The 25,471-nt window shown below is 64.5% G+C and carries 24 protein-coding genes; 15 read left to right on the top strand and 9 right to left on the bottom strand.

Going from position 1 to position 25,471, the window contains the following annotated elements:
* Nucleotides 1-34 precede the first annotated feature (34 nt).
* From LPJ38_RS00210 to cysD, 3 genes are all read right to left on the bottom strand, one after another.
* Entirely contained in the window at nt 35-2,200 is a 2,166-nt protein-coding gene (locus LPJ38_RS00210) for a malate synthase G (protein ID WP_145630877.1), read from the bottom strand.
* A gap of 296 nt (nt 2,201-2,496) precedes the next feature.
* Complete coding sequence (gene cysC / locus LPJ38_RS00205) at nt 2,497-4,413, bottom strand: adenylyl-sulfate kinase (RefSeq protein WP_145630878.1); 1,917 nt, start codon at nt 4,411-4,413, stop codon at nt 2,497-2,499.
* A 21-nt stretch (nt 4,414-4,434) separates the two neighbouring features.
* Nucleotides 4,435-5,229, bottom strand: coding sequence for a sulfate adenylyltransferase subunit CysD (gene cysD / locus LPJ38_RS00200; protein ID WP_008546797.1), 795 nt, complete (start codon nt 5,227-5,229; stop codon nt 4,435-4,437).
* 243 nt (nt 5,230-5,472) lie between these two features.
* Here cysD and cysG point away from each other — a divergent pair, with 243 nt between their 5' ends.
* From cysG to LPJ38_RS00140, 12 genes are all read left to right on the top strand, one after another.
* Nucleotides 5,473-6,909, top strand: coding sequence for a siroheme synthase CysG (cysG, locus tag LPJ38_RS00195; RefSeq protein ID WP_145630879.1), 1,437 nt, complete (start codon nt 5,473-5,475; stop codon nt 6,907-6,909).
* On the top strand, nt 6,906-7,223 hold the full coding sequence (locus LPJ38_RS00190) for a DUF2849 domain-containing protein (RefSeq protein ID WP_145630880.1): 318 nt from the start codon (nt 6,906-6,908) through the stop codon (nt 7,221-7,223). Before cysG ends, LPJ38_RS00190 begins: the two co-directional genes overlap by 4 nt.
* An 11-nt stretch (nt 7,224-7,234) precedes the next feature.
* Nucleotides 7,235-8,890, top strand: a complete 1,656-nt coding sequence (locus LPJ38_RS00185) for a nitrite/sulfite reductase (RefSeq protein WP_145630881.1) — start codon at nt 7,235-7,237, stop codon at nt 8,888-8,890.
* On the top strand, nt 8,877-9,392 hold the full coding sequence (locus LPJ38_RS00180) for a DUF934 domain-containing protein (RefSeq protein ID WP_145630882.1): 516 nt from the start codon (nt 8,877-8,879) through the stop codon (nt 9,390-9,392). Before LPJ38_RS00185 ends, LPJ38_RS00180 begins: the two co-directional genes overlap by 14 nt.
* Nucleotides 9,389-10,114, top strand: a complete 726-nt coding sequence (locus tag LPJ38_RS00175) for a phosphoadenylyl-sulfate reductase (protein ID WP_145630883.1) — start codon at nt 9,389-9,391, stop codon at nt 10,112-10,114. The genes LPJ38_RS00180 and LPJ38_RS00175 overlap by 4 nt, the downstream gene beginning before the upstream one ends.
* 112 nt (nt 10,115-10,226) lie before the next feature.
* On the top strand, nt 10,227-11,228 hold the full coding sequence (locus LPJ38_RS00170; RefSeq protein WP_145630884.1) for a sulfate ABC transporter substrate-binding protein: 1,002 nt from the start codon (nt 10,227-10,229) through the stop codon (nt 11,226-11,228).
* Nucleotides 11,229-11,317: 89 nt separating this feature from the next.
* Entirely contained in the window at nt 11,318-12,103 is a 786-nt protein-coding gene (gene cysT / locus LPJ38_RS00165) for a sulfate ABC transporter permease subunit CysT (RefSeq protein ID WP_231088705.1), read from the top strand.
* Between the two features lie 11 nt (nt 12,104-12,114).
* The gene (gene cysW / locus LPJ38_RS00160) at nt 12,115-13,026 is read left to right on the top strand and encodes a sulfate ABC transporter permease subunit CysW (protein ID WP_145630886.1); all 912 of its coding nucleotides are present in this window, start codon (nt 12,115-12,117) and stop codon (nt 13,024-13,026) included.
* Nucleotides 13,016-14,050: a sulfate/molybdate ABC transporter ATP-binding protein gene (locus LPJ38_RS00155; RefSeq protein ID WP_145630887.1), complete on the top strand. Its 1,035-nt coding sequence runs from the start codon at nt 13,016-13,018 to the stop codon at nt 14,048-14,050. Before cysW ends, LPJ38_RS00155 begins: the two co-directional genes overlap by 11 nt.
* A 177-nt stretch (nt 14,051-14,227) precedes the next feature.
* Nucleotides 14,228-14,731: a CAP domain-containing protein gene (locus tag LPJ38_RS00150; protein ID WP_145630888.1), complete on the top strand. Its 504-nt coding sequence runs from the start codon at nt 14,228-14,230 to the stop codon at nt 14,729-14,731.
* Between the two features lie 94 nt (nt 14,732-14,825).
* Nucleotides 14,826-16,001: a DUF3734 domain-containing protein gene (locus tag LPJ38_RS00145; RefSeq protein WP_145630889.1), complete on the top strand. Its 1,176-nt coding sequence runs from the start codon at nt 14,826-14,828 to the stop codon at nt 15,999-16,001.
* Nucleotide 16,002: 1 nt separating this feature from the next.
* Complete coding sequence (locus LPJ38_RS00140; RefSeq protein ID WP_145630890.1) at nt 16,003-16,791, top strand: 3-hydroxybutyrate dehydrogenase; 789 nt, start codon at nt 16,003-16,005, stop codon at nt 16,789-16,791.
* A 208-nt stretch (nt 16,792-16,999) separates the two neighbouring features.
* Here the strand turns inward: LPJ38_RS00140 and LPJ38_RS00135 are convergent, their stop codons facing one another.
* From LPJ38_RS00135 to LPJ38_RS00120, 4 genes are all read right to left on the bottom strand, one after another.
* Nucleotides 17,000-18,346, bottom strand: a complete 1,347-nt coding sequence (locus LPJ38_RS00135; protein ID WP_011084757.1) for an IS5-like element ISBj5_B family transposase — start codon at nt 18,344-18,346, stop codon at nt 17,000-17,002.
* 223 nt (nt 18,347-18,569) lie between these two features.
* On the bottom strand, nt 18,570-18,806 hold the full coding sequence (locus tag LPJ38_RS00130) for a type II toxin-antitoxin system RelE/ParE family toxin (RefSeq protein ID WP_231088554.1): 237 nt from the start codon (nt 18,804-18,806) through the stop codon (nt 18,570-18,572).
* Between the two features lie 286 nt (nt 18,807-19,092).
* Entirely contained in the window at nt 19,093-20,460 is a 1,368-nt protein-coding gene (locus LPJ38_RS00125) for a flippase (RefSeq protein ID WP_167520407.1), read from the bottom strand.
* Between the two features lie 194 nt (nt 20,461-20,654).
* Nucleotides 20,655-21,494, bottom strand: a complete 840-nt coding sequence (locus LPJ38_RS00120; RefSeq protein WP_145630892.1) for a protein-disulfide reductase DsbD domain-containing protein — start codon at nt 21,492-21,494, stop codon at nt 20,655-20,657.
* Nucleotides 21,495-21,635: 141 nt separating this feature from the next.
* On the opposite strand from LPJ38_RS00120, the gene LPJ38_RS00115 reads away from it, so the two are divergent.
* Entirely contained in the window at nt 21,636-22,280 is a 645-nt protein-coding gene (locus LPJ38_RS00115; protein WP_145630893.1) for a YqgE/AlgH family protein, read from the top strand.
* Between the two features lie 151 nt (nt 22,281-22,431).
* On the opposite strand, the gene LPJ38_RS00110 is transcribed toward LPJ38_RS00115, so the two are convergent.
* Nucleotides 22,432-23,319: a TauD/TfdA dioxygenase family protein gene (locus LPJ38_RS00110; protein WP_145630894.1), complete on the bottom strand. Its 888-nt coding sequence runs from the start codon at nt 23,317-23,319 to the stop codon at nt 22,432-22,434.
* Between the two features lie 96 nt (nt 23,320-23,415).
* The gene (locus tag LPJ38_RS00105) at nt 23,416-24,195 is read right to left on the bottom strand and encodes an SDR family NAD(P)-dependent oxidoreductase (RefSeq protein ID WP_167520393.1); all 780 of its coding nucleotides are present in this window, start codon (nt 24,193-24,195) and stop codon (nt 23,416-23,418) included.
* A gap of 98 nt (nt 24,196-24,293) precedes the next feature.
* Between LPJ38_RS00105 and LPJ38_RS00100 the strand changes: the two genes are divergently transcribed.
* Together LPJ38_RS00100 and LPJ38_RS00095 are read left to right on the top strand one after the other, a co-directional pair.
* Complete coding sequence (locus LPJ38_RS00100; RefSeq protein ID WP_145630895.1) at nt 24,294-25,031, top strand: SDR family NAD(P)-dependent oxidoreductase; 738 nt, start codon at nt 24,294-24,296, stop codon at nt 25,029-25,031.
* Nucleotides 25,032-25,095: 64 nt separating this feature from the next.
* Nucleotides 25,096-25,464, top strand: coding sequence for a CsbD family protein (locus LPJ38_RS00095; RefSeq protein WP_145630896.1), 369 nt, complete (start codon nt 25,096-25,098; stop codon nt 25,462-25,464).
* Nucleotides 25,465-25,471: the final 7 nt, after the last annotated feature.

The raw sequence follows: 25,471 nt of genomic DNA, 5'->3' as shown, positions 1-25,471 counted from the left end.
TGTCATCCAAGAGCCTTGTCATTCACGAGGCTTGTCATCCAAGAGACTTGGCCTCGCGGCGGCGCGCGGTGAGGATGTATTCGGTGTATCCGTTCGGCTGCTCGCGGCCTTTGAAGATGAGATCGCAGGCCGCCTTGAAGGCGACGCCGTCGAAGGCGGGCGCCATCGGCTTGTAGATGGGATCGCCGGCGTTCTGCTTGTCGACGACGACGGCCATGCGCTTGAGCGATTCCATCACCTGGGCCTCGGTGATCACGCCCTGATGCAGCCAGTTGGCGAGATGCTGGCTGGAGATGCGCAAGGTGGCGCGGTCTTCCATCAGGCCGACATCATGGATGTCGGGCACCTTGGAGCAGCCGACGCCCTGGTCGATCCAGCGCACGACATAGCCGAGGATGCCCTGGCAGTTGTTGTCGATCTCCTGCTTGACGTCGTCGGGCGCCCAGTTCGACTTCGATACCGGAATGGTGAGGATGTCCGAGAGCTTTGCGCGCGGCCCGCCCTTGGTGAGCTCCTGCTGACGCGCAACGACGTTGACCTGGTGGTAGTGCAGCGCGTGCAGGGTCGCGGCGGTCGGCGAGGGCACCCAGGCGGTGGTGGCGCCGGCCTGCGGATGGGCGAGCTTTTGCGCCAGCATGTCCGCCATCTTGTCGGGCGCGGCCCACATGCCCTTGCCGATCTGGGCATGGCCGGGGAGACCATCGATCAGGCCCATGTCGACGTTCCAGTCCTCATAGGCCTTGATCCAGGCCTGCGCCTTCATCTCGTTCTTGCGGATCATCGGACCCGCCTCCATCGAGGTGTGGATCTCGTCACCGGTGCGGTCGAGGAAGCCGGTGTTGATGAACATGATGCGCTTGGAGGCGCGCTGGATGCAGGCCTTGAGGTTGACGGTGGTGCGCCGCTCCTCGTCCATGATGCCGACCTTCAGCGTGTTTTCGGGCAGGCCCAGCATCTTCTCGACGCGGTCGAAGATCTCGCAGGTCAGTGACACCTCCTCGGGACCGTGCATCTTCGGCTTGACGATATAGGCCGATCCGGTGCGGCTGTTCTTGACCTTGGAGTTGCCCTTGAGGTCGTGAATGGCGAGCAGGCCGGAGACGGCGGCATCGAGCAGGCCTTCCGGAATTTCCTCACCCTTCTCGTCCAGCACCGCGTCGGTGAACATATGGTGACCGCAATTGCGCATCAGCAGCAGGCTGCGGCCGTGCAGCTTGAGCTCGCCCTTGCCGTCGGGCGTCTTGTAAAGGCGGTCGGCATTGAGCGAGCGCGTCAGGGTCTTGCCGCCCTTCTCGAAATCGGCCGACAGCGTGCCGTTCATCAGGCCGAGCGTGTTGCGGTAGACCAGCACCTTGTCTTCGGCATCGACGGCGGCGACCGAGTCTTCCATGTCGAGGATGGTCGAGACCGCGGATTCCATGATCATGTCGGCAACGCCGGCCGGATCGTCCTTGCCGATCGCGCTGCTGCGGTCGATCTTGACCTCGACATGCAGGCCGTTGTTGACGAGCAACACCGCGCTTGGAGCTGCCGCATCGCCCTGGAAGCCGGCGAACTGGGCGGCGTTCTTCAGCGCGGACGCGTTGCCGCTCTTCAGCTTCACCGCGAGCTGACCTGCGACGACGCTGTAGGCGGTGACGTCGGTGTGGCTGCCGGTCGCCAGCGGCGCGGCGGCGTCGAGGAACGCCTTGGCCTTGGCGATCACCTTGTCGCCGTGCGCCTTGTTGTAACCGTTGCCGCTCTCGGACGGATCGTGCGGAATCGCATCGGTGCCGTAGAAGGCATCATAGAGCGAACCCCAGCGCGCATTCGCCGCGTTCAGCGCGTAGCGCGCATTGGTGAGCGGCACCACGAGCTGCGGGCCGCAGATCTTGCCGATCTCCTCGTCGACATTGGCAGTTTCGACCTTCTGCGTCGCCGGCTCCGGGACGAGATAGTCGATCTCCTTCAGGAAGGCGGTGTAGGCATCGAGATCGAACGCCTTGCCCTTGTTGGCGCGGTGCCAGTCGTCGATCTTGGCCTGAAGCGTGTCGCGGAATGCGAGCAGTGACCTGTTCTTCGGCCCCAGCTCCTTGATGATGCCAGCAAGCCCGGCCCAGAACGCATCCGGCGCGATCCCCGTTTTCGGGGTCGCTTCCTTGGCGATGAAATCGAACAGGACGGGAGCGATCTTCAATCCGTGGGCGTCGACGCGTTTCATGATGGGCTTTCTTGTTGGAAATGGCTGTTTTTGGCTGCTTTCGACCCGACAGCAGCAAAATGCGCCCGCTGGGGGCGACTTTCGGGGGCCTATTAGCCTCAAAAAAGGGGCGGTGAGAAGACCCCTAGGGGCTTGTCAAAATGTCAAGTAAAGCGGCGAGGCCAGGGCATCGCTGTCATTCCCCGCGAAGGCGGGGAATCCAGTACGCCGCGGCTTGCCCGTATCCCAACGCCGTCTCTGGAATACTGGGTCGTCCGGTCACGCCGGGCGACGACAGCGGGGGATGAAGTCACGCCTCAAATGTTCGCGGCGAGGTCCACGACTTCGTCGAACAGCACGCCGGTGCTCTTGAGCATCTGCTCGATTTCGTCGGCGGCTTCAGCGACCGTCCGTGCCGACGTGTCGATCACGAGCTCGGCCGCTTGCGGCGCTTCATAGTCGTTGCCGATGCCGGTGAACGAGGTGAGCGCGCCGGCACGGGCCTTCTTGTAATGGCCCTTGGGGTCGCGCTCCTCGCACACCTCGGCCGGCGTCGCGACATGGATCTCGCGGAACGCGGTGTCGGCGATGCGCCGCGCGGTGGCGCGGTCCTCGCGGGCTGGTGAAACCGCGGCGACGATGGCGATGTGGCCGTTGCGGGCGAGATGCGTCGCGACCTCGGCGAGGCGGCGGATGTTCTCGCTGCGATCAGTCGCAGAGAAGCCGAGATCGCTGTTGAGACCGGCGCGGATCGTGTCGCCGTCGAGCAGGATTGGCGAGCCGCCATTGCTGAACAGCCGCCGCTCCAGCGCTTTGGCAAGCGTCGACTTGCCGGAGGCGGGCAGGCCGGTCAGCCAGACCACGGCACCGTTGTGGCGGTAGCGCGCGGAGCGCTCGTCGGGCCGCAGCGCCGATTCCACCGGCACGATGTCAACAGGCACGGCGCGTTGGCCAGCGTCGACCGACAGCACGAGGCCGCCACCGGCGATTCGTCCGGACACTTCGATCACGAGCCGGCCGGTGCGCGGATTGTCGGTATAGGGATCGGTGGCAATCGGGCTCGACAGGGAAATGTCGATCTCGCCGACATGGTTGCGGCCGATCGCCTTATTCTCGCTGCTCGACAATTCACCGGGATCGACCGCCTTCTCGATGGCGACGACGGTGGCGCGGCTTTCCTTCGGCCCGCAGCGCACCAGCAGCTGGTCACCCTTGGCGAGCGGCTTGTCGTGCAGCCAGAAGATCCGCGCGCGCAGCCGCCGCGTCTCGCGCGGTGCGCTGCCCGCATGTGCGACGATGTCGCCGCGCTCGATGAAGAGCTCACGGTCCAGCGTGATGCCGACCGAGCGGCCGGCGCCCTGCCGTCCCGCGACGGGCGTCACCGGCCAGCTTTCGACCGTCTTGATCTTGGCGATCTTGCCGGCCGGCATGATCACGATCTCGTCGCCGGCAACCAGGCTGCCGGATTCGATCCGGCCCGCCACGATGCGGCGATCGTCGAACTTGTAGATCGCCTGCACCGGCAGCCGCAGTGCCAGCGCTTCCAGCGGCCGCGCCGGCTCGAGCCGGTCCAGTGCCTCGACCACCGTCGGTCCCTTGTACCAGGAGATCCGGTCGGTGCGCGCGGCGACGCCGTCGCCGTCGCGGGCCGAGATCGGGATCACCGCGGTCGGCGTCACGCCGAGGCCTTGCAGATGCGCCGAGATCTCGTCGCTGATTTCCTTGAAACGCGCGGCGCTGAAATCGACACGGTCCATTTTGTTGACGACGACAGCGACCTGCTTCACGCCCAGCAGATGCAGCAGATAGCCGTGCCGACGGGTCTGGTCGCGCACGCCTTCGAGCGCGTCGATGATCAGCACCGCGCCATCGGCCTGCGAGGCGCCGGTGATCATGTTGCGGAGGAATTCGGCATGGCCCGGCGCGTCGATCAGCACGATGTCGCGCGAATTGGTGCGGAAGCGGATCTGCGTGGTGTCGATGGTGATGCCCTGATCGCGCTCGGTCTGGAGCGCGTCGAGCAGGAACGACCATTCGAACGGCATGCCGCGCCGCGCGCTGACGGCTTTGAGCATTTCGAGCTTGCCCTCAGGCAAGCTGCCGGTCTCGTGCAGCAGGCGGCCGACCAGCGTCGACTTGCCGTGATCGACATGGCCGACGATGACGATACGCACCTGGGGACGCGTGGTGCCGTTCGGGGTGGCGGGCGAGGCAGGCGTGACGATCATGTTCATGGCCGCAGTGCGTCCTTGAGGTCAGAGATAACCGGCGACGCGCAGACGCTCGAAAGCGTCTTCGGTCTCGTGGTCGAGGGCGCGTCCGGCACGCTCCGGCACCTTGGTCTGTTCGAGCTCGATCAGGATCTCGTCGATGCTCGCAGCGTTCGAGGCGACCGGATTGGTGATGTCCTGGTCACCCAGCGAGCGATAGCGCTTGCCGTTCTGCGACAGATAAAGCGGGATGATCGGGATGTTCTCGCGCTTGGTGTAGGCCCAGATGTCGGCCTCGGTCCAATGCAGGATCGGATGGATGCGCAAATGCGCGCCTTGCGGCGGCGAGGCGTTGAAATGGTCCCAGAACTCCGGCGGCTGGTCGCGCACGTCCCAATTGCCTTCGAGGCCGCGCGGCGAGAACACGCGCTCCTTGGCGCGCGTCGCCTCTTCGTCGCGGCGGATGCCGGCGATCAGGCCGTCGAAGCCGTATTTGGCGAGCGCCATCTTGAGGCCCTCGGTCTTGCGCGCGGCGGAACGTGCGGCCGGCGGCAGCGTCGGGTCGACGGCATCGATCGGCGGGCAGGGCTCGACGCGCAGATCGAGATCCCACTCTTTGCCGTAATGATCGCGGAAGCGATACATTTCCGGAAACTTCTTGCCGGTGTCGACATGAAGCGCGGGGAACGGCATCTTGCCGAAGAAGGCCTTCCGCGCCAGCCAGATCATGACGTTGGAGTCCTTGCCGAGCGACCACAGCAGAGCGATCTTCTTCAGCCGGGCGAATGCCTCACGAAAGATGTAGATGCTCTGCGCCTCGAGCTGATCGAGATGGTCCATGCTCGGGGCAAGCTCGGCGGAAAATTCTTGCGCACGCACGCGCTCGGCCAGCGCCGGATTGCCCAGTCGATCAGCAGCGGAATCGTCCTTGAGAAAATGCATCTCTGCCACTTTGCGTTTGGAGGCGAAAATTCTATAGTTGCAGTGCGAAAGAGAAGAAAAAATTTTCTCTTTGCGCGCTCGAAACGAGACATATATAGAAAATAATTCCAGTCAACCCCGATTTGGGGAAGCGAGTATCGCATGCGGTTCTTGCCGGTGTTTTTCGATCTCAAGGCCGGTCCGGTGGTCCTCATCGGCGCGGGCGAGCTGTTGCGCGCCAAGCTGCGCGTGCTTGCGGCGGCCGGTGCGCGCGTCCGCGTGCATGCGATCGACGGCGATCAGGATCTGGGGCTGAGCACCGAAGACGCCGCGCGGATCGAGACCGCCGCAGGCGATCCGCTCACGGCGGATCTGTCGGGCGTCATTGCCATCGTCTGCGCGGGCGCCGGTGATGTCGGGGTGGCCATGTCGGTGAGGGCCAAGACGCTCGGCTTGCCGGTCAACGTCATGGACGATCTCGAACATTCCAGCTTCATCTTCCCGGCGATCGTCGATCGCGGCGATGTCATGGTCGCCGTCGGCACCGGCGGCACCTCGCCGGTCGTGGCGCGACGCGTGCGCGAGAAGATCGAGGCGCTGCTGCCGGCCCGCATCGGTGAGCTCGCCGAGTTCATCGGCGGCTTCCGCAAATCCATCAACGAGCGTATCGCGGAGTTTCCGCTGCGCCGCCGCTTCTGGGAGCGCGTCATCGACGGTCCGATCGGAGCGTCCGTGCTCGCCGGCCGCAAAAGCGAGGCGGGCGTCGCGCTCGCGGCGATTGCCGATCCCTCCGAATTCGCACGTGCGGACAAGCCGGAAGGCTCGGTCGCGCTGGTCGGCGCCGGCCCCGGCGATCCCGATCTCCTCACCATCAAGGCGCTGCGCGCCTTGCAGGACGCCGACATCGTCTTCCATGACGAGCTGGTCTCGCCGGACATTCTCGACCGCATCCGCCGCGATACCACGCGCGTTGCGGTCGGCCGCCGCGTCGGCAAGCCCGGCATCGGGCAGGACGCCATCAACAAGCGCATGATCGAGGCTGCGCAGGCCGGCCAGCGCGTGGTGCGGCTGAAGGGCGGCGATCCCTTCGTGTTCGGCCGTGGCGGCGAAGAAGTGGAAGCGTTGCGCGCGGCAGGCGTCGCCTACTCGATCATCCCCGGCATCACTGCAGGCCTCGGCGGCGCCGCTGATTTCGAGGTGCCGCTCACCTATCGCCACGAAGCGACCCGCATCACTTTCCTCACCGCGCACAAGGCGCGCGATGCCGAAGTCGTGGACTGGTCGACGCTGACCGATACCAGAATGACCGTCGTCGTCTACATGGGCATGACCGCCGCGCCCGCCATCCGCGCCGGCCTTTTTGCCGCCGGCCGTTCGCCGGAGACGCCGGTCGGCGTATTCGCCCGCGTCACGCGTCCCGATGCGCAAGGAGCGATCGGCACGCTGCGCGATCTGCCCGAACTGGTGCGTCGGGTCCAGGGCGGTCCCGCCATTCTCATTATCGGCGAGGTGGTCCGGCATGCCGGCTCGCTCAGCCGCGAAAGCCTCAAGAAAAGCTCAGCTCAAATCATCTCTGACCTCCTGGATGCAGCCGAATGACCTCCCCGCTTGAACAGAAGAAGATCAAAATCGCCGGCCCCTCGGTCGTGACCGCCAACCGCACCTGGGACGGCATCGTGGTGTACCGCACTGCCGCCAAGGGCTGGTCCGCGGAGCTCTCGGAAGCCGTGATTGTGCGCAACTCCGACGAGGCCAAGGCGTTGCTTGCGGAGTCCGTCGCCGATGACGTCGGCGCGATCGGTCCCTATATCGCGCCGGTGCAGATCGGCGCGGACGGCAAGATCGTTCCCGGCAATCTGCGCGAACAGATCCGCCGCACCGGCGTCACCATCGGACAGCCGGCCCAGGTTTAAGGCACTCTCTTATGTATGCTTACGACGAAATCGATCGCACGCTCGTCAACGAGCGCGTCTCGGAGTTCCGCGACCAGGTGAAGCGGCGCCTCTCCGGCGAGCTCACCGAGGACGAGTTCAAGATCCTGCGGCTCCAGAACGGTGTCTATCTGCAGCTGCACGCCTATATGTTCCGCGTCGCGATCCCCTACGGCACGCTGGCGACGGACCAGCTGCGGGCACTCGCGCACGTCGCGCGCAAGTATGACCGTGGCTACGGCCATTTCACCACGCGGCAGAACATCCAGTTCAACTGGATCAAGCTCGCCGAGCTGCCGGACGCACTCGAAGACCTCGCCAAAGTCGGCATCCACGCGATGCAGACCTCCGGCAACAACATGCGGAACGTCACTTCGGACCAATGGGCCGGCGTCGCGCCCGGCGAGATCGAGGATCCGCGCATCTGGTCCGAGCTGATCCGCCAGCACACCACGCTGCATCCGGAATTCTCGTTCCTGCCGCGCAAGTTCAAGATCGCGATCACCGCATCGGACCATGACCGCGCGGCGATCAAGATCCACGACATCGGCTTGAGGCTGATCAAGAACGAGAAGGGCGAGACCGGCTTCGAGGTCCTGGTCGGCGGCGGTCTCGGCCGCACGCCGTTCATCGCCAAGACCATCAAGCACTTCGTGCACGGCCGCGATATCCTCAGCTACATCGAGGCGATCCTGCGCGTCTACAACCAGTACGGCCGCCGCGATAACATCTACAAGGCGCGCATCAAGATCCTGGTGCACGAGCTCGGCATCGAGAAATTCTCCCGCGAGGTCGAGGAGGAATGGCAGCACATCCGCAACTCCTCGCTCCAGATCGATGACGAGGTGATCGAAGACATCCGTTCGCGCTTCACCTATCCGGCTTACGAGAAGCTGCCGCACATGCCGGACGAGTTGCGGCAGGCCGCGGCCGATCCCGATTTCGAAGCGTGGCGCAAGAACTCGGTGGCCCCGCACAAGGTGCAGGGCTATTCCATCGTCACGATCTCGCTGAAGCCGACCGGCGGGCCTCCGGGCGACGCCACAGCCGAGCAGATGGACGCGCTGGCCGATCTCGCCGACAAATATTCCTTCGGCGAGGTCCGCGTCGGCCACGAGCAGAACCTCGCGCTGCCGCACGTCGCCAAACGCGATTTGCCCGCGCTGTGGAAGGCGCTCGACAAGCTCGGGCTCGCGACGCCCAACGTCAACCTGATCACCGACATCATCGCCTGCCCGGGTCTCGACTATTGCTCGCTGGCGAATGCGCGCTCGATCCCGATCGCGCAGGAGCTGACCCGGCGGTTCGCCAATCACGAACTCGCCAATTTGATCGGCCGGCTCCACATCAACATCTCCGGCTGCATCAATGCCTGCGGCCATCACCATGTCGGCCATATCGGCATTCTCGGCGTCGAGAAGAACGGCGAGGAGGTCTATCAGATCACCATCGGTGGTCGTGCCGACGAGAACGCAGCCCTCGGGGCCCTGATCGGCCCCGGGGTCAAGTTCGACGAAGTTGCCGATGTCATCGAAGACGTCGTGGAGGCCTATCTGGCGCTGCGTGAGCGGCCGGAGGAGCTGTTCATGGACACGGTGAAGCGCCTCGGCGTCGAACCCTTCAAGGAGCGCGTCTATGCCACTCGTTAACGGCGGAAAGATCACGGGCGACGGCTTCGCGAAGCTCGCCGTCGATACGCCGCTGCCGGAGAGCGGCGACATCCTGGTGCCGGCCGAACGTTTCCTGAGTGAAGCGGAAGGGTTGTTCAAGCGCGCCGGCAAAGTCGGCGTGATCTGGCCGAACAACCGCGATATCGCCGAGTTGGTGCCGTATCTCGGCAAGCTTGCGACCGTCGCGCTGGTGTTCCCGACCTTCCGCGACGGCCGCGCCTACAGCCAGGCTCGTCTGCTGCGCGAGCGCTACAATTACCGCGGTGAATTGCGTGCCACCGGCCAGGTGCTGCGCGACCAGTTCGTGTTCATGCTGCGCGCCGGCTTCGACGCCTTCGAGGTCAAGAAGCAGGCGGACGCGGAAGCCTTCATGCAGACAGCCAAGCGCTATTCGGTGTTCTACCAGCCGACCGGCGACGGCCGGATCACGGCGCTGCACCGGCGTATGCAGCTGCGCCACTCCGAAGGTGTTGGCACGTGAACGCGATCACCGCTCAGGTTTCGTCCGTCTCTGCGCTGCCGCCGGCGGACGAGCTCGATCGCGCCTTGCGCGATGCCTCGCCGGCGGAGGTCATCGCCGCGGCGCTGAAGACGGTCGGGCGCGACAAGCTCGCGCTGGTGTCGTCCTTCGGCACGGAATCCGCCGCGCTGCTCAAGGTCATGGCGGAGGTCGATCCGGCGATCCCCGTGATCTTTCTCGACACCGGCTGGTTGTTCGAGGAGACGCTGGCCTATCGCGACACGCTGATCGCCGCGCTTGGCCTCGAGGACGTGCGGTCGATCAAGCCCGCGGAAGAGACGCTGTCGCGCGAGGATCCCGACCGCGAGCTCTGGTTCTCCGATCCCGACGCCTGCTGCCGCATTCGCAAGGTGGAACCGCTGGCACGTGCGCTGAGGCCGTTCTCGGCCTGGATCAATGGCCGCAAGCGTTTTCAGGGCAACGCGCGCGCGGACATCCCGGTCGTCGAGGACGACGGCGCGCGGTTGAAGTTCAATCCCTTCGCCAACGTCTCGCGTGAGGAGATCGCGGCGATCTTCGCCCGCGCTAAATTACCGCGGCATCCTCTGGTTGCGTCGGGATATCTGTCGGTCGGGTGTATGCCTTGCACGAGCAGAACGACCGAGGACGAAGATTCTCGCGCCGGTCGGTGGCGGGGGCGGGCCAAGACAGAATGTGGCATTCACACGATGAAGATTTCTTAGCACGCTTACGCTGCCACGCTGCGAACAAGAAAATCCGGTTCCGTTGACTCAAGAGCGTTTCGCCCCGAGTTATGCCCGCGTGCCATCGACGACGCCGACGTCGTCGATGTGAATGGAGATGGACATGATGCGCCGTATCGTCCCGCTCGCGGCAACCTTGTTGTGGGCAAGCTCGGCTCTCGCCGCGGATATCAACCTGTTGAACGTGTCGTACGATCCGACGCGGGAGCTCTATGCCGAATTCAACAAGGCGTTCGCGACAGCCTACCAGAAGGAGACCGGCAAGAGCGTCGAGATCAAGCAGTCGCATGGCGGCAGCGGTTCGCAGGCGCGCGCGGTGATCGACGGCTTGCAAGCCGACGTGGTGACGCTCGCGCTCGCCTATGACATCGACGCCATCGCGAACAAGGGCCTCACCGCGGCCGATTGGCAGAAGCGGCTGCCGCAGAATTCGTCACCCTACACCTCGACCATCGTCTTCCTGGTGCGCAAGGGCAATCCCAAGGTCATCAAGGACTGGGACGATCTGATCAAGCCGGGTGTCGCCATCATCACGCCGAACCCGAAGACCTCGGGCGGCGCCCGTTGGAATTATCTGGCGGCCTGGGGCTTTGCGCAAAAGAAATACGGTTCGGCCGACAAGGCCAAGGAGTTCGTTGGGAAGCTCTTCCAGCAGGTGCCGGTGCTGGATACCGGCGCGCGCGGCGCCACCGTGACCTTTGTCGAGCGCGGCGTCGGCGACGTGCTGCTCGCCTGGGAGAACGAGGCGTTCCTGGCTCTGAAGGAGTTCGGTGCGAACAAATTGGAGATCGTGGCACCGCCGCAATCGATTCTGGCGGAGCCGCCGGTCACCATCGTCGACAAGGTTGCCGACAAAAAAGGCACGCGGAGCGCGGCTGACGCCTACTTGCAATATTGGTATACCAAGGAAGCTCAAGAAATCGCCGCGCGCAATTTCTACCGTCCTCGCGACGCCGAGATTGCAAAGAAGTACGAGAATGCCTTTGCCAAGGTCGAACTGTTCACGATCGACGACGTTTTCGGCGGCTGGACCAAGGCGCAGAAGGAACATTTCGCCGACGGCGGCGTCTTTGATCAGATCTACAAGAACTGATCGAGCGCTGTCTTAGGAGGCTTTTAGCAGGGGGCCCGGTGAGCGCACTCGCAGCAAGACGCCGGACATTGCCGGGCTTCGGTCTCACCATGGGGCTGACGCTGACCTGGCTGTCCGTTATCATCCTGATTCCGCTCGCCGGCCTGTTCCTGAGATCGCTCGAACTCAGTCCGGAGCAGTTCTGGAACATCCTCTCCAGCCGCCGCACGCTCAACGCGCTCCGCGTCTCCTTCGGCCTCGCCTTTGCCGCGGCCTGCGTCAACCTGGTGATGGGCAGCATCATCGTCTGGGCGCTGGTGCGTTACCGCTTCCCGGGCCGGCGCATCTTCGATGCCATCGTCGACGTGCCGTTCGCGCTGCCGACAGCGGTCGCCGGCGTGGCGCTGACCGCGCTGTTCGCCGAGAAGGGCTGGCTGGGGGCGCCGCTCGCGGCGCTCGGCCTCAAGGTCGCGTTCACCCCGGTCGGCATCTTCGTCGCCATGATCTTCATCGGCATTCCCTTCGTGGTCCGCACCGTGCAGCCGGTGCTCCAGGATCTCGACCCCGAGATCGAGGAGGCCGCGGGCAGCCTGGGCGCCAGCCGCTGGCAAACCATCGTCCGCGTGATCCTGCCCTCGCTCGCGCCGGCGCTGCTCACCGGGCTCGCGCTCGCCTTCGCCCGCGCGGTCGGGGAATACGGCTCGGTGATCTTCATCGCGGGCAATCTGCCCAATGTCTCCGAGATCGCGCCGCTCTTGATCGTGATCCGCCTGTCCGAATTCCGCTACGCCGATGCGACCGCCATCGCGGTGGTCATGCTCGTCGTCTCCTTCATCATCATCTTCGCGGTCAACCGGCTCCAGCGCTGGGCGCAGAGCCGGGTCCCGGCGCGCTGAGGGGAGTAGCGATGACGATGCAGATCGCAGACTCCGTTTCGCTCTCCTCGCCCGACGAGAAGGCGCGTGCGCATGCGGTGGCGGCGCGTGACAGTCTTCGCACCGAGCCGAGGGCGGTACGCATCACGATCATCGCATTGGCGATGATATTCCTCACCGTCTTCGTGGTGCTGCCGCTCGTGGTGGTGTTCGCCCAGGCGTTCTCGAAAGGAATTCTCGCCTATCTCGCCGCGCTGGCCGAGCCGGAGGCGCTGGCTGCAATCCAGCTGACGCTGCTGGTCGCCGCCATTTCTGTGGGCCTCAATCTCGTGTTTGGCCTCGTCGCCGCCTGGGCGATCGCAAAATTCGATTTTCCGGGCAAGACCTTCCTGATCACGCTGATCGACCTGCCGTTCTCGGTCTCGCCGGTGATCTCAGGCCTCGTCTTCGTGCTGCTGTTTGGCGCACAGGGCTATTTCGGCAGCTGGCTTAGGGATCATGACATCCAGATACTGTTCGCGGTCCCTGGGATCGCGCTCGCCACCACCTTCGTCACCTTCCCGTTCGTGGCGCGTGCGCTGATCCCCTTGATGCAGGAGCAGGGCACGCAGGAGGAGGAAGCCGCGATCTCGCTCGGCGCCTCGGGCCTGCAAACCTTCTTCCGCGTCACGCTGCCGAACATCAAGTGGGGCGTGCTCTACGGCGTCCTGCTCTGCAATGCCCGCGCAATGGGCGAGTTCGGCGCGGTCTCCGTCGTCTCCGGCCACATCCGCGGCGAGACCAACACCATGCCGCTGCTGGTCGAGATCCTCTACAACGAGTACCAGTTCGTCGCCGCCTTCGCGATCGCCTCGCTGCTGGCAATGCTGGCGCTGATCACGCTGATCGCAAAAACCGTTCTCGAACGTCATCTGGACGAAGGACAGGACGCAAGTGACCATTGAAGTCAGGAATCTCGTCAAGAAGTTCGGCAGTTTCGCAGCCCTCGACGGCGTGGACCTCAAGGTCAATGACGGCGAGCTGCTGGCGCTGCTCGGCCCATCCGGCTCCGGCAAGACCACGCTGCTGCGGATCATCGCCGGCCTCGACTGGCCCGATTCCGGCGAAGTCTCCTTCAACGGCGAGGACGCGCTGGCGCAAGGCGCGCGCGAACGGCATGTCGGCTTCGTGTTCCAGCATTACGCGCTGTTCCGCCATATGACGGTGTTCGAGAACGTCGCCTTCGGCTTGCGCGTGCAGCCGCGCGCCGTCCGCAAGGACGAGGCGACGATCCGCGCGCGGGTCAAGGAACTGCTCGATCTCGTGCAACTCGACTGGCTCGCCGACCGCTATCCGAGCCAGCTCTCCGGCGGCCAGCGCCAGCGCATCGCGCTCGCCCGTGCCCTCGCGATCGAGCCGCGCATCCTCTTGCTCGACGAGCCCTTCGGTGCGCTCGATGCCAAGGTGCGCAAGGAGCTGCGGAAGTGGCTGCGCTCGCTGCATCACGAGATCAACGTCACCTCGATCTTCGTCACCCATGACCAGGAGGAGGCGCTCGAAGTCGCCAACCGCGTCGTGGTGATGGACAAGGGCCGGATCGAGCAGATCGGCTCGCCCGACGACGTCTATGAAAGCCCGGCGACCGCCTTCGTCCATAGCTTCATCGGCGAGTCCATCGAGCTGCCGGTTCAGATATCCGATGGTGTGGTCCGGCTTGGCGATCGGCAGCTTCCGCTTGCCGCGGACGGGCTTGCGTCTGGTGCGTCAAAGCTGTTCGTGCGGCGACACGACATGGTGGTTGGTCCGCCCGGCACCGGCGCCTTCGAGGGCGCGGTTCAGCATGTCCGCAATTTCGGTCCCGTGCAGCGCGCCGAGGTTGCGCTGTCAGGGGGCGAGACTATCGAGATCGATGCTCCCCGCGGCAGGGAACTGCGCGCCGGTGACACCGTCGGCCTCGAACCTCGCCGCTACCGGATATTTGCGGGTTGAATCTCCGTCATTCCGGGGCGCGTGCCAGCGCGAACCCGGAATCTCGAGATTTTAGCGCGAGATTCCGGGTTCAGTGCTGCGCACTGCCCCGGAATGACAGCTCAGATTTTCCTCAAAATTCACCTTTCAGCCACGGTTGGTATGCAACAACGGCCCTTCTCTTGGGGGCTTCGATTCATGCGCGCCGCGGCCGCAATACTCGTCACTTTGCTTCTCGCGGGCTGCGCCGGCAATGACGCGCCGATCCAGCAGCAGCCGTCCATGTATACCGACATGGCAGTGCCCGGTGCCAAGCTCGATGCGCAGGCGGCCGCCGTGATGATATCGCAATACCGCCAGAACAACGGTCTCGGCACCGTCGTGATCGATTCCGACCTGATGCGGCTCGCCGAATCCCAGTCCCAGGCCATGGCGGCCGCCAACAAGATGGACCATGACGTCCGCGCGCCGCTCGCCAAGCGCCTCGCCACCGGCGGCTATCCCGCGACCGTCGCGGTCGAGAATGTCTCGGCGGGCTATCATACGCTGGCAGAAGCGTTTTCCGGCTGGCGCGACTCCCCGCCTCACCGCGCCAACATGCTCAAGAGCGGTGTCACAAAATTGGGCATCGCAGCGGCCTATGCTCCCGGCACCAAATACAAAGTGTTCTGGACCATGATCCTGGCCTCGACGGAGCGATAAGCCAGACTTGATCCCGGGATGCATTGACGCCGTGGCGGAGTGTCGCCACGGTGGCTCGCCTTTTGCTATTGCTCCCTTCTGCTATCGTTCCCTCATGAAAGATCATCGCCCGGCTTCCGCCAGCATCCCCGCGAACGCGCAACGTGTCCTGGTTCTCCAGGGCGGTGGCGCGCTCGGCTCGTACCAGGCCGGTGCCGTCCAGGCGCTGTGCGGCTTCGGCTTCGAGCCGGATTGGGTCGCCGGCATCTCGATCGGCGCCATCAACGCGGCCATCATCGCCGGCAATGAGGGCCGCACCCGTGTCGAACGGCTCAAGGAATTTTGGGAAATGGTGTCGGCGCCGGTGCCGTGGAAGCCGATCGGAAAGAGCGATCACAGCCGCGAACTGTTCAACTCGACCAGCGCGGCGCTGATCGCGACCTTCGGCGTGCCCGGCTTCTTCGTGCCGCGCGTGCCGCCGGCGCCGCTGTGGCCGCCGGGCCATCCCGAAGCGGAAAGCTATTACGACACCGCGCCGCTGAAGAAGACGCTGGAGCGCCTGGTCGATTTCGACCGCATCAACGATGTGAAGACGCGCCTGTCGGTCGGCGCGGTCGGCGTCACCTCCGGCAACTTCAGATATTTCGACAATTACGAGTTCAAGAAACTCGGCAAGAAGATCGGCCCCGAGCACATCATGGCCTCCGGCGCGCTGCCGCCGGGCTTTCCCTCCGTCGTGATCGACGGCGAGCATTATTGGGACGGCGGCATCGCCTCCAACACGCCGCTCGACTACGTGCTCGACACCGAGCTCGAGCGCGACATGCTGATCTTCCAGGTCGACCTGTTTTCCGCCCGCGGTGACCTGCCGACCTCGTTGCTCGAAGCCGCCGAGCGCGAGAAGGACATCCGCTACTCCAGCCGCACGCGGATGAACACCGACAAGAACAAGCAGATCCACAACGCCCGCCGTGCCGTGCGCGACCTGATCGCGAAATTACCTGATTACCTCAAGAACGATCCCTCCGTCGAATTCCTCGCCAAGGCGTCGCGCGAAAGCACGGTGACGGTGGTCCACCTGATCTATCGCAGCAAGAACTACGAATCCTCGTCCAAGGATTACGATTTCTCGCACGTTGCCATGGTCGAGCATTGGGAAGCGGGCGTGCGCGACGTGCATTTGTCGATGCGCCATAAGGATTGGCTCGAGCGGCCGCAGTCCGGCGAAACCATGGTGGCCTACGATCTCACGGGGGACGTCACCGCGACCCCGCCAAAAAGGAGCGAATAGAATGGGTAGTCTGTCAGGCAAGAACGCCGTCGTGACCGGATCGACCAGCGGCATCGGGCTGGCTTACGCACGTGCCTTCGCCGCCGCCGGCGCCAATGTCGTCATCAACGGCTTCGGCTCGCCCGAGGACATCGAGAAGGAACGTGCCAAGATCGAGGCCGACTTCAAGGTCAAGGCGATCTACTCGCCCGCCGACATGACCAAGCCCGCCGAGATCGCCGGCATGATCGCGCTCGGCGAGAAGACGTTCGGCTCCGTCGACATCCTCGTCAACAATGCCGGCATCCAGTTCGTCTCGCCGATCGAGGAGTTTCCGCTCGAGAAGTGGGACCAGATCATCGCGATCAACCTGTCCTCGGCCTTCCATGCCATCCGCGCAGCCGTGCCCGGCATGAAGAAGAAGGGCTGGGGCCGCATCATCAACACGGCGTCGGCGCACTCGCTGGTGGCCTCGCCCTTCAAGTCGGCTTACGTCTCGGCCAAGCACGGCATTGCCGGCCTCACCAAGACCGTGGCGCTGGAAGTCGCGACGCACAAGATCACCTGCAACTGCATCAGCCCCGGCTACGTCTGGACGCCGCTGGTCGAGAAGCAGATCCCCGATACGATGAAGGCGCGCAATCTGACGCGCGAGCAGGTCATCAACGACGTGCTGCTCGATGCGCAGCCGACCAAGGAGTTCGTCACCTCCGAGCAGGTCGCAGCATTGGCGCTATTCCTGTGCAGCGACGATGCCGCGCAGATCACCGGCTCCAATCTCTCGATCGACGGCGGCTGGACGGCGGAGTAGGAACCGGTGTCATGCCCCGGCTTGATATTTAGACCGGGGCATCCAGTCGTCGCTCTCAAGATCGAGCTTGCACAGCGCCGGCAGCGTCACCGCACCCGCAAGGATGCTGCCACAGGCGAGCCGCAGCACCGCGGGCCAGTGCACGCTGCGCGACCAGAGAAGGCTCTACGACAAGGCATATTGCCTTCCAGGCTCATTTAGTCGTCCGTTAAGAAGCCGGATTGATCGAGGCTGGCCGGGCGAGCGTGCGCCATAGCTGGGCCAGGAACAGGCACAAGAGATATCTCAGCCAGGCGAGGATGCGGCGGAAGTTGTGTCCGACGGCTGAGAGGACGACGTTGGCGGCATCGCCGGCGCGGCCTTTGAGGTAGCAGCGCCCGAGGTGGCCTTCCGCCTTCAGGTGTCCGATGATGGGCTCGATGGCGGAGCGGCGGCGCAGCTCGCGCTTGATGACACCGAAAACGCCGCGCTTCTGGCCGGAGATGAAGACGCGACGGGGATTTTGTGCGTCGTGGCCGCGGTATCCCTTGTCGACATAGGCCCGCTCGATCGGACAGCCGGTGAGTGTCTCGGTGCGGTCAATGACGTCCCGCAAGGTGTGACCGTCGTAGGGGTTGTCGGGCAGTGCGCTGGCGTGCAGCACGAACAGGCCACCGGGAGCCCGGCGGTTGTTGGTGACGATGGAGGCCTTCACGCCGAACTCGTAAGGCGCGCTGGCCTTGCCCTTGCCGATGCACTCCACTTCCGGGGCATGGAAGGAATAGAGCTTCCAGCCGCGCTGGCGCTGCTGCTGCGAGCGGATCTGCGTGGCCCGGCCGAGCGGGAGGGCGAACGCCTGCTCCAGTGCTGGCTGGCCTTCGATCTTGCGGCGGATGTCGCGGATGATCCGGCCCAGCCGGCTACGCAGGATACGCAACTGCCGCTGATGCCGCCTGAACTGTTTGGCATGGGCGTAGCGGCCGGCCATCATCGCGGCGGCCTTGGCGATGCGAGCATAGGATTGCCGCAGCCTGACGCCGTGCCTGATCGCCAGGCGGTTGAGCCCCTTGATGGCCGCATGCAGCAGCTTGGCATCGGTCGGAAAGGTGATGGCCTTCGGCTGCACCGTGGTGTCGACCGTAACCCGCTTGAGGTCCTGGCTGCGTAATGCACCGGCCTCGTGCGCTACCCGCAAGCTCTCGGCCAGCAGCAACTCCAGCTTGTCGCCAAGCCGCTTGCGCCAATGGCTCAGGTCCGAGCGCTCGTGCGGGAACGTGTGCTGAAAGAACTCTTCCCCGGTGAAGAACTGGAAGTATGGGTCATGGACCCAGCGCTCGCACACCTCCTCATCGGACAGCCCGTAAATGTGCTTGAGCAACAGCAGACCGATCATGAAGCGCGTCTCGATCCCGGGCCTGCCGTTCTCGCTGTAGAGCGGCGCGATCTCGCCGTCGATCCAGTCCCAATCGACCTTGCCGGCGAGCAGAACCAGCTCGTGCTTCATATTGATGATCTGGTCGAGCCGAGCCCGGAACAGATCGTTCGATCCCGTCGTCTTGTGCTTCTTCGGCCGCATCGTTCCCTCCGATGCAGACAAGGAATCATGCTTCCCGCTTCGAGGGAATCCACGAAAACCAAATCGCAAGGTTCTGACGCCCAAAGCATCAAAACCTTGCAATCTGGAAATGCCCCTTAGCCCAAATCGAGATTCCCGATCAGTGGCTTAGTCCTTCTTCACGGACGACCATTTAGTCCCGCGAGCGGCCGTCGTGTGGTGTGGCGAATATGGAGGATATGGACTACCTCGCCACGCACACGATAAAATATCCGGAATGGATAGCGACAACGGTTATTACGCGGACTTCGGAACGGTGGGTAACACGGGGCGCCAAGAAGGGCGCGACCCGAATACGCTCGACGACCTCAGCAAATCTCCGACCGACTGCTTCGGCGATCGTCGGGCTAGCATGGGCGGCATAATAGGTCGCGATGCCCGAGAGATCAGCGAGCGCCTCTTGCGTCCAGACGACCTTCATCCGCGCCTGAATTTCGCGAAGGTCGCGGCGACCTCGGCGTCCGTCGCGACCCCGCCGCGGTCTATGGAGGCCAAGGCCGCGTCGATGCTCCGCAATTCGTCCTGCGTCGCCAGATAATCCCCGCCGAGCAGCTCGCTCTCGATCTCGCTAGCGATCGCAACGAGCTCATTCTGGGCCTCCTCAGGTCAAGTCTGGGCACGCTCCAGAAGGTTTCGCAGATCGCTTGCAGCCATGGATACGACCATATCAGGTGGCGAACTGCTTGCCAATTGACTTGAACCAACTGCTATCTTCCAAACGCCAGCACGTGCAGGCCGAGGCGCTGCCGCACAATCCAGAACAGCAGCACCGTCTCGAAGGTGAGCGAGATCGAGGTCGCGGCGGCGGCGCCGTGGCCGCCGTAGCGCGGGACCAGCACGATGCAGAGCACGAGGTTCATCACGAAGGCCAGTGCATAAGTGAGCGCGCAGATCTTCTGCTGGCCGAGCATGTTGAGCAGCCGCTCGACCGGCCCGATCGCAGAGCGCACCACGAGGCCGATCGCGGCGACGAACATGATGTCGTAGCCGACGGTGAACTGCGGCCCGAACAGCCAGAGCAGCGGCTTGCCGCAAGCGAGCAGTAGGACCGTCGCCGCCAGCGACGGCCAGAACGTCCAGCCGATGGCGTGCGCCACATAGGCCGACAGCCGCGCCTTGTCGCCGCTCGCATGGTATTCGGCGAAGCGATGCGCCGTCGTTGCCGACATCGCGTAGTGGATGAAGGAGACCAACGCCAGCGTCTTCACCACGGCAAAATAGACGCCGACCTCCTCGGAGGGGCGGAATTGCTGCAGCACCAGTACGTCGGTGTAGGACAGTAGTAGGTAGAAGCTCTCGACCAGCAGGATCGGCAGCGAGACGGCGAGCCAGCTCCTTATGTCGTAGGCCTTGGGACCTGGTTCGATGTGATCGGCGAGCTTGCGGTTCAGCACCACCATCTGACCGGCCATCGCGATCCAGACCGCCCCGGCGCTCGCGACCATCGCGGCGACTGCGCCGAGATGATAGCCGAGCAGGAAGGCAGAGCCCGTGATGCCGATGATCAATGCCTGACGGATGATGAATTGGGGCATCAGGCCGAGCGGCATCCAGTCGTGCGAGCGCGCGATGCCGTCCTGGGTGTTCGCGACCACGAAGGCCGGCAGCGTCATGCAGCCGATATAGAGCGGCAGCGCCTCGGCCGGATCGATCCAGGGTGCGAGCAGCTTGACGATGCCGGCGAGGGCGAGCGACATCGCCGTCGAAACGGCAAGGGTCAGCCAGCGGCTGCCGGAGAGAAAGCCGCGCAGCAGCGCCTGCTCGCCACTGGCGCGGTACTCCGGAATGATCTTTTGCGCGGAAGCGGAGATGCCGAAATCCATCATGCTGCCGAGCAGCAGCACCCAGGTCCAGACATAGACGTAGATGCCGTAGTCTGACGTGCCCATCCAGCGCGCGAGCAGCACCTGCGAGACATAGGCAAGGCCGGCGCTGATGACACGGATGATGAAGATGGTGCCGGCCAGCCGCCGCGTCAGCGACGCCTCGCTCGAGCCGCCGGTCAGCCTGGCGCGCAACCGCGCGATCAGCCCGGCCGGTCGGGTCGTTGCGGGTTGTGCATCCATCACGGCCAATTCGAGATCCCGGGCATCCCGCATGCTGCGGCAGCCTCCGGCCTAGCAATCATTCGTTAACATTCGGTTGGATGGGCACCGTGTCGCGCCTCCCGGATCAGCGCGCGCTTGTCCGGGACGACAGCGAGATATTTGGTGCGAGCAGGGCAACTCGGTCGTCGCTGTTCCGGCCTTACCCAAACGACAGCGCAGCCTCACTCCAAATTCGTGTTGAACTCGTACGACTTCTCCGGCCCGACCAGCGTGAACTTCAGCGCGGCGCCGTCGGGCTTGGCGCCAGGAGGCAATCCGTCGAGCTCGAAGGAAAATCGCTTCACGTCCGTCGAGCCGTGCTGGACCGGCGCCGGAATCGGCAGCGCCCACTCTGATGTCGGCCCTTCCACGAACAGATTGACGTTGCGGCTGTCCGGCGTCACCACGTCGACCACCACATTCTTGGGCCCGTCGCGCTTGACGTCGCGGATGGTCAGCGGATTGGGATCACCGATATTGGCCGGCTTGGGCACGGTGTCGAGCGCCGCACGCAAGTTCGCGTCCTCGGTCGAGGCGACGCTGTTGAAGCCGAGCTCGGCGCTGGCCTCGACGGGAATGCAGAGTTTCTCGCACACCGCGTAGTTGATCTCGGCGCGCAAGGTCACCGGCTTGTCGGCGGCCTTGGCGACGATGCGCAGGGGCAGCACGACCTGGTCGCGATAACCGATCGAATGCCCGCCCGCGCCGTCGTCGAATTTCAGCGGTGCCGGCCACATGATCGTCACCGCCTCGACGTTCTCCGACTTCGAGAAGTCGAACCGCGGCGGGACGCCGGAATCGCCGGGCGAGCGCCAGTAGGTCTTCCAGCCCGGCTGGAGCTGGAAGGCGATACCGCCGAGCAGGACGGCGCCGCTGCGCGACCCCGCCACCAGCCGCACTGCGGAATGTCCGTCGCGCTGCCACGGCGACGCGTCGTCGGCACGGGCGGCGATTGCCAAAGACGACGCAAGCAGGGTTGTCGCGACGCCAATCGCCGCACGCAAGGGAACTATGCTGGACATGGCACGTCTTTACAGGGTCGCCCCGGGGCAAACCATTGAATTGCTTGTGATGGATGCATTGGAATGGAGTCCCTGCAAGCCTTGATTTGACAGCGGCCGGGCCCGACATCAGGATAGGAATTGAAACCGGAGTGCTTCACCATGGCTCCTACAGGTAAAAGGACGGGCGACAGCACCCGCAGCGCGAGCCCCGCGCTCCCCAATTCGGCCGGTTATCTCGACGGCCGCCTCCTGATTGCGATGCCGGTGATGGGCGATCCCCGCTTCGAGCGCTCCGTGATCTATCTCTGCGCCCATTCTGCCGAAGGCGCGATGGGGATCATCGTCAACCATCCCGCGGGCTCGATCGACTTTCCCGAGCTCCTGATGCAGCTCGGCATCGTCAAGAAAGGCGAGCACATCAAGCTGCCGGAAAATGCCGAAAGCATGAAGGTTCTGCGTGGCGGCCCGGTCGACACCGGACGCGGCTTCGTGCTGCATTCCAGCGACTTCTACATCGAGAACGCGACGCTTCGGATCGACGACGGGGTCTGCCTCACCGCGACCGTCGACATCCTGCGGGCGATCGCCAACGGTTCCGGCCCCAAGCACGCCATCCTCGCGCTCGGTTATGCCGGCTGGGCGCCGGGCCAGCTCGAGACCGAAATCCAGAGCAATGGCTGGCTGCATTGCGACGCGGATGCTGACCTGATCTTCGGCGACGACGTCGACGACAAATACACCCGCGCTCTTCAGAAGATCGGCATCGATCCCGGCATGCTCTCCAACGAGGCCGGGCACGCGTAGCGTTATCCTCCGCTGTAGTGCCCCACCCACCGCCGTCATGCCCCGGCTTGACGGGGGCGTCCAGTACGCTGCCGCCCATCGGCCCTGTCACCACCGTCTCGGGTACTGGATCGCGCGGTCAAGCCGGACGATGACGGTTGCTAAGTAGCGCCTACTCCGCCGCCTGCTGCTGTACCGTCGGCTCCGTGCCCGCGACCGTCGCGCGGCGCATGTCGCGGGGCTGGGACTGGTCGTAGCGGCGGACGCGGTGCATGGTCTGGCGGTTGTCCCACATCACGAGGTCATGCAGCTTCCATTTGTGGACGTAGACGAACTCTGCTTGCGTCGCGTGCTCGTTGAGATCGCGCAGCAGTAGCCGGCCCTCCGGCACGCTCATGCCCACGACCTTGCCGGCATGCGACGAGAGATACAGCGACTTGCGGCGATGGACGGGATGGGTGCGCACCAGCCGCTGCAGCACCGGCTTGAACATCTCCTTCTCCTCGTCGGTGTACTCGGTGAAGCCGAGCGATCCGCGCGAATACATCAGCGAGTGCTCGCAGACGAGGTCCTCGATCTCCGCCTTGGTCTCGTCGTCCAGCGCGTCATAGGCGGCGCGCATGTCGGCGAATTCGGTGTTGCCGCCCTTCGGGTTCACGACGCGCGCCGACAGCAGCGAGAATTTCGCCGGGATCGGGCGGAACGAACTGTCGGAATGCCACAGGCAATTGCCGAGGTTGAACAGATTGGCGCGGCTGTCCTTCGGCAGCGGCCTGCCGTCCTTGCCGAGATTGGAGACATCGTTCAGGCCCGAGGTGAGGCGGTATTCATCCGCTTTGGTGATGTTGCCGCCGCGTGCTTCCTCGCGCTGGCCGAAATTCAGCGCAAAGGCCATCTGCTGCTCGTCGGTGATGTCCTGGTCGTGGAAGACCAGCACGGCGTATTTGTCCATGGCGGCCTCGACCTCGCGCGCCTCATCCGCCGTGAGGGGCTTGCGCAAATCGAGGCCAGACACCTCGCCGACGAAATGTTTCTGAAGCTGCCGGATGGCGATCGTCATGGCGTTCTCCCGCATTTGCGAGCGGTTTCTCCGCTCTGTTTGCGGGAAAAAATGACTCCCGCATCCCGCGATGTCAACGCGCCTCGTGCATGGCTCTCACGCGTTCCGCGCCATCAGCCCGCCGTCGACCGGGATCACGGCGCCGGTGAGGAAGGAAGCCGCCGGCAGGCAGAGACTGAGCGTCATATGCGCGACCTCCTCGGGGTCGCCGTAGCGGCCGAGCGCAGTGCGGCGCTTGGCGTAGATGGTCTTGTGCTCCTCCGAGATGCGATCGGTAATGGCGGTGCGGATCGGCCCCGGACAGATGCAGTTGACGGTGATGCCCTCGCGGCCGAGCTCCACCGCGAGCGAGCGGGTGAGGCTGGCAACGCCGCCTTTCGCCGCCGAATAGGGACTGTGCAAGGCGGTGGCGCCGAGCGCCTCGGTCGAGGCGATGTTGACGATGCGCGGGCTCTTCGACTTCCGCAAATGCGGCAGCGCGGCGCGGATGATGCGGGGATGTGCCGTCAGCATCACCGCGAGGCCCTTGGCCCATGCGTCCTCATAGGCCTCGTCGTCGATCGCGACACGCACCGAGATGCCGGCATTGTTGACGACGATGTCGAGCCCGCCGAAACGCGCGGCGATATCGCCGACCACGCGCTTGATTTCGCCGGCGTCGGCGACGTCGAGCTTCCAGGCCCGCGCCGATCCGCCGCTCGCTGCAATCTCCCTGGCAACGGCATGCGCGCCTTGCTCGTCGAAATCCGTGACCGCGACGTTCGCGCCTTCAGAGGCGAACACGCGTGCGGTGGTGCGTCCCATGCCGCTGGCCGCGCCGGTGACGAGGACGGTCAGGCCCTTCACGGACCGGCTGAGCTCTCTGAATTCGGCCATGCTGTTTTCCTCGCGCCCTGCTCGTTCTTGTTATGATTGACAAGGCTGTCATCGATCCGCAGACAGGTCAAACAAGCAGAACAACAGGGGAGGCCGCGATGGCGAACGAGCTCGATTTCTCAGGCAAGCAGGTGCTGGTGGTCGGCGGTTCCAGCGGCATCGGCAACGGCATCGCGCAGGCCTTTCGCGCCAGAGGTGCGGATGTCGCGGTATGCGGCACGCGTGCTCACGCAACGGAATATTCGCCCGAGGAAGGCTCCGATCTCAACGGTCTTGCGTATGCGCAGCTCGACGTCAGCAATCCCAACGCGATCGAGGCGTTCAAGCCGTCTTTCGCGCGGCTCGACATCCTGGTGCTGGCACAGGGCGCGGTGATCTATCGCCGCGGCGAATTCGAGATGGCGGGTTTCCGCAAGGTCGTCGAGGTCAATCTGATGAGCCTCATGGCCTGTGCGACGCGGTTTCATTCCATGTTGCGGGACGCGAAGGGCTCGCTGATCATGGTGTCCTCGACCGCCGCCTATCACTCCACCATGGGCAATCCCGCCTACAACGCCTCGAAGACCGGCGCGGTCGGATTGACGCGCACGCTGGGCGAGGCCTGGGCCGAGGACGGCATCCGCGTCAACGGCATCGCGCCCGGCCTCGTCGACACCAAGATGACGAAGGTGACGACCCACAATCCCAAGCGGCTCGAAAGCGCGCTGGCGCGCATCCCGCTGCGGCGATTGGGCACGCCGGCCGACATGGCGGGCGCGGCGCTGTTCCTGGCGTCGCCGCTGTCGTCCTACATCGTCGGCCAGACGCTGGTCGTCGATGGCGGTCTCATTCTATAGGCCACGACAAGGAACCGCGCTGCGTCTGATCGGTTACTTCGGCTGATCACCGAGGAGGATCATCATGGACACGGATCGGATTGTTGGATCGGCCAAGGAATACGCCGGCCGCGCGGAAGGCGCGATCGGAGACATGGCGGGTGATGCGAAGACGCAGGCGTCGGGCAAGGCGCGGGAAGCCGCGGGCACGGTGCAGAATCTGTACGGCCAAGCCAAGGACGCCGTGCGGGAAGCCACGGACACCGCCGCCGGCTACGCCAAGGACGCCTATGAGAACAGCGGCGAGACCTTCCGCGATGGCACGCAGGCGCTGTCGAAGAAGGTGCAGGACAATCCGCTCGGCTCACTGCTGGTCGCCGGCGGCATCGGCTTTGCGCTCGCGCTCCTGATGTCGCGCCCCGCCCGCCGGCCGCCCCCGCGCTGGCGCTATTAAAGGCCGA

The sequence above is a fragment of the Bradyrhizobium daqingense genome (assembly GCF_021044685.1).
GTDB lineage: Bacteria > Pseudomonadota > Alphaproteobacteria > Rhizobiales > Xanthobacteraceae > Bradyrhizobium > Bradyrhizobium daqingense.
The sequence above is the reverse complement of the archived record's forward strand: the minus strand, read 5'-3'. Positions and strand labels throughout refer to the sequence as shown.

What these genes read in the sequence shown, in the direction of transcription:
- LPJ38_RS00150 (WP_145630888.1), top strand. Translation starts at nt 14,228, where the DNA reads ATGCGCGCCGCGGCCGCAATACTCGTCACTTTGCTTCTCGCGGGCTGC.
- LPJ38_RS00115 (WP_145630893.1), top strand. Translation starts at nt 21,636, where the DNA reads ATGGCTCCTACAGGTAAAAGGACGGGCGACAGCACCCGCAGCGCGAGC.
- LPJ38_RS00120 (WP_145630892.1), bottom strand. Translation starts at nt 21,494, where the DNA reads ATGTCCAGCATAGTTCCCTTGCGTGCGGCGATTGGCGTCGCGACAACC.
- LPJ38_RS00180 (WP_145630882.1), top strand. Translation starts at nt 8,877, where the DNA reads ATGCCACTCGTTAACGGCGGAAAGATCACGGGCGACGGCTTCGCGAAG.
- cysW (WP_145630886.1), top strand. Translation starts at nt 12,115, where the DNA reads ATGACGATGCAGATCGCAGACTCCGTTTCGCTCTCCTCGCCCGACGAG.
- LPJ38_RS00210 (WP_145630877.1), bottom strand. Translation starts at nt 2,200, where the DNA reads ATGAAACGCGTCGACGCCCACGGATTGAAGATCGCTCCCGTCCTGTTC.
- cysG (WP_145630879.1), top strand. Translation starts at nt 5,473, where the DNA reads ATGCGGTTCTTGCCGGTGTTTTTCGATCTCAAGGCCGGTCCGGTGGTC.
- LPJ38_RS00110 (WP_145630894.1), bottom strand. Translation starts at nt 23,319, where the DNA reads ATGACGATCGCCATCCGGCAGCTTCAGAAACATTTCGTCGGCGAGGTG.
- LPJ38_RS00130 (WP_231088554.1), bottom strand. Translation starts at nt 18,806, where the DNA reads ATGAAGGTCGTCTGGACGCAAGAGGCGCTCGCTGATCTCTCGGGCATC.
- LPJ38_RS00190 (WP_145630880.1), top strand. Translation starts at nt 6,906, where the DNA reads ATGACCTCCCCGCTTGAACAGAAGAAGATCAAAATCGCCGGCCCCTCG.
- LPJ38_RS00145 (WP_145630889.1), top strand. Translation starts at nt 14,826, where the DNA reads ATGAAAGATCATCGCCCGGCTTCCGCCAGCATCCCCGCGAACGCGCAA.
- cysD (WP_008546797.1), bottom strand. Translation starts at nt 5,229, where the DNA reads ATGGACCATCTCGATCAGCTCGAGGCGCAGAGCATCTACATCTTTCGT.
- cysC (WP_145630878.1), bottom strand. Translation starts at nt 4,413, where the DNA reads ATGAACATGATCGTCACGCCTGCCTCGCCCGCCACCCCGAACGGCACC.
- cysT (WP_231088705.1), top strand. Translation starts at nt 11,318, where the DNA reads ATGGGGCTGACGCTGACCTGGCTGTCCGTTATCATCCTGATTCCGCTC.
- LPJ38_RS00185 (WP_145630881.1), top strand. Translation starts at nt 7,235, where the DNA reads ATGTATGCTTACGACGAAATCGATCGCACGCTCGTCAACGAGCGCGTC.
- LPJ38_RS00100 (WP_145630895.1), top strand. Translation starts at nt 24,294, where the DNA reads ATGGCGAACGAGCTCGATTTCTCAGGCAAGCAGGTGCTGGTGGTCGGC.
- LPJ38_RS00140 (WP_145630890.1), top strand. Translation starts at nt 16,003, where the DNA reads ATGGGTAGTCTGTCAGGCAAGAACGCCGTCGTGACCGGATCGACCAGC.
- LPJ38_RS00095 (WP_145630896.1), top strand. Translation starts at nt 25,096, where the DNA reads ATGGACACGGATCGGATTGTTGGATCGGCCAAGGAATACGCCGGCCGC.
- LPJ38_RS00170 (WP_145630884.1), top strand. Translation starts at nt 10,227, where the DNA reads ATGGAGATGGACATGATGCGCCGTATCGTCCCGCTCGCGGCAACCTTG.
- LPJ38_RS00135 (WP_011084757.1), bottom strand. Translation starts at nt 18,346, where the DNA reads ATGCGGCCGAAGAAGCACAAGACGACGGGATCGAACGATCTGTTCCGG.
- LPJ38_RS00105 (WP_167520393.1), bottom strand. Translation starts at nt 24,195, where the DNA reads ATGGCCGAATTCAGAGAGCTCAGCCGGTCCGTGAAGGGCCTGACCGTC.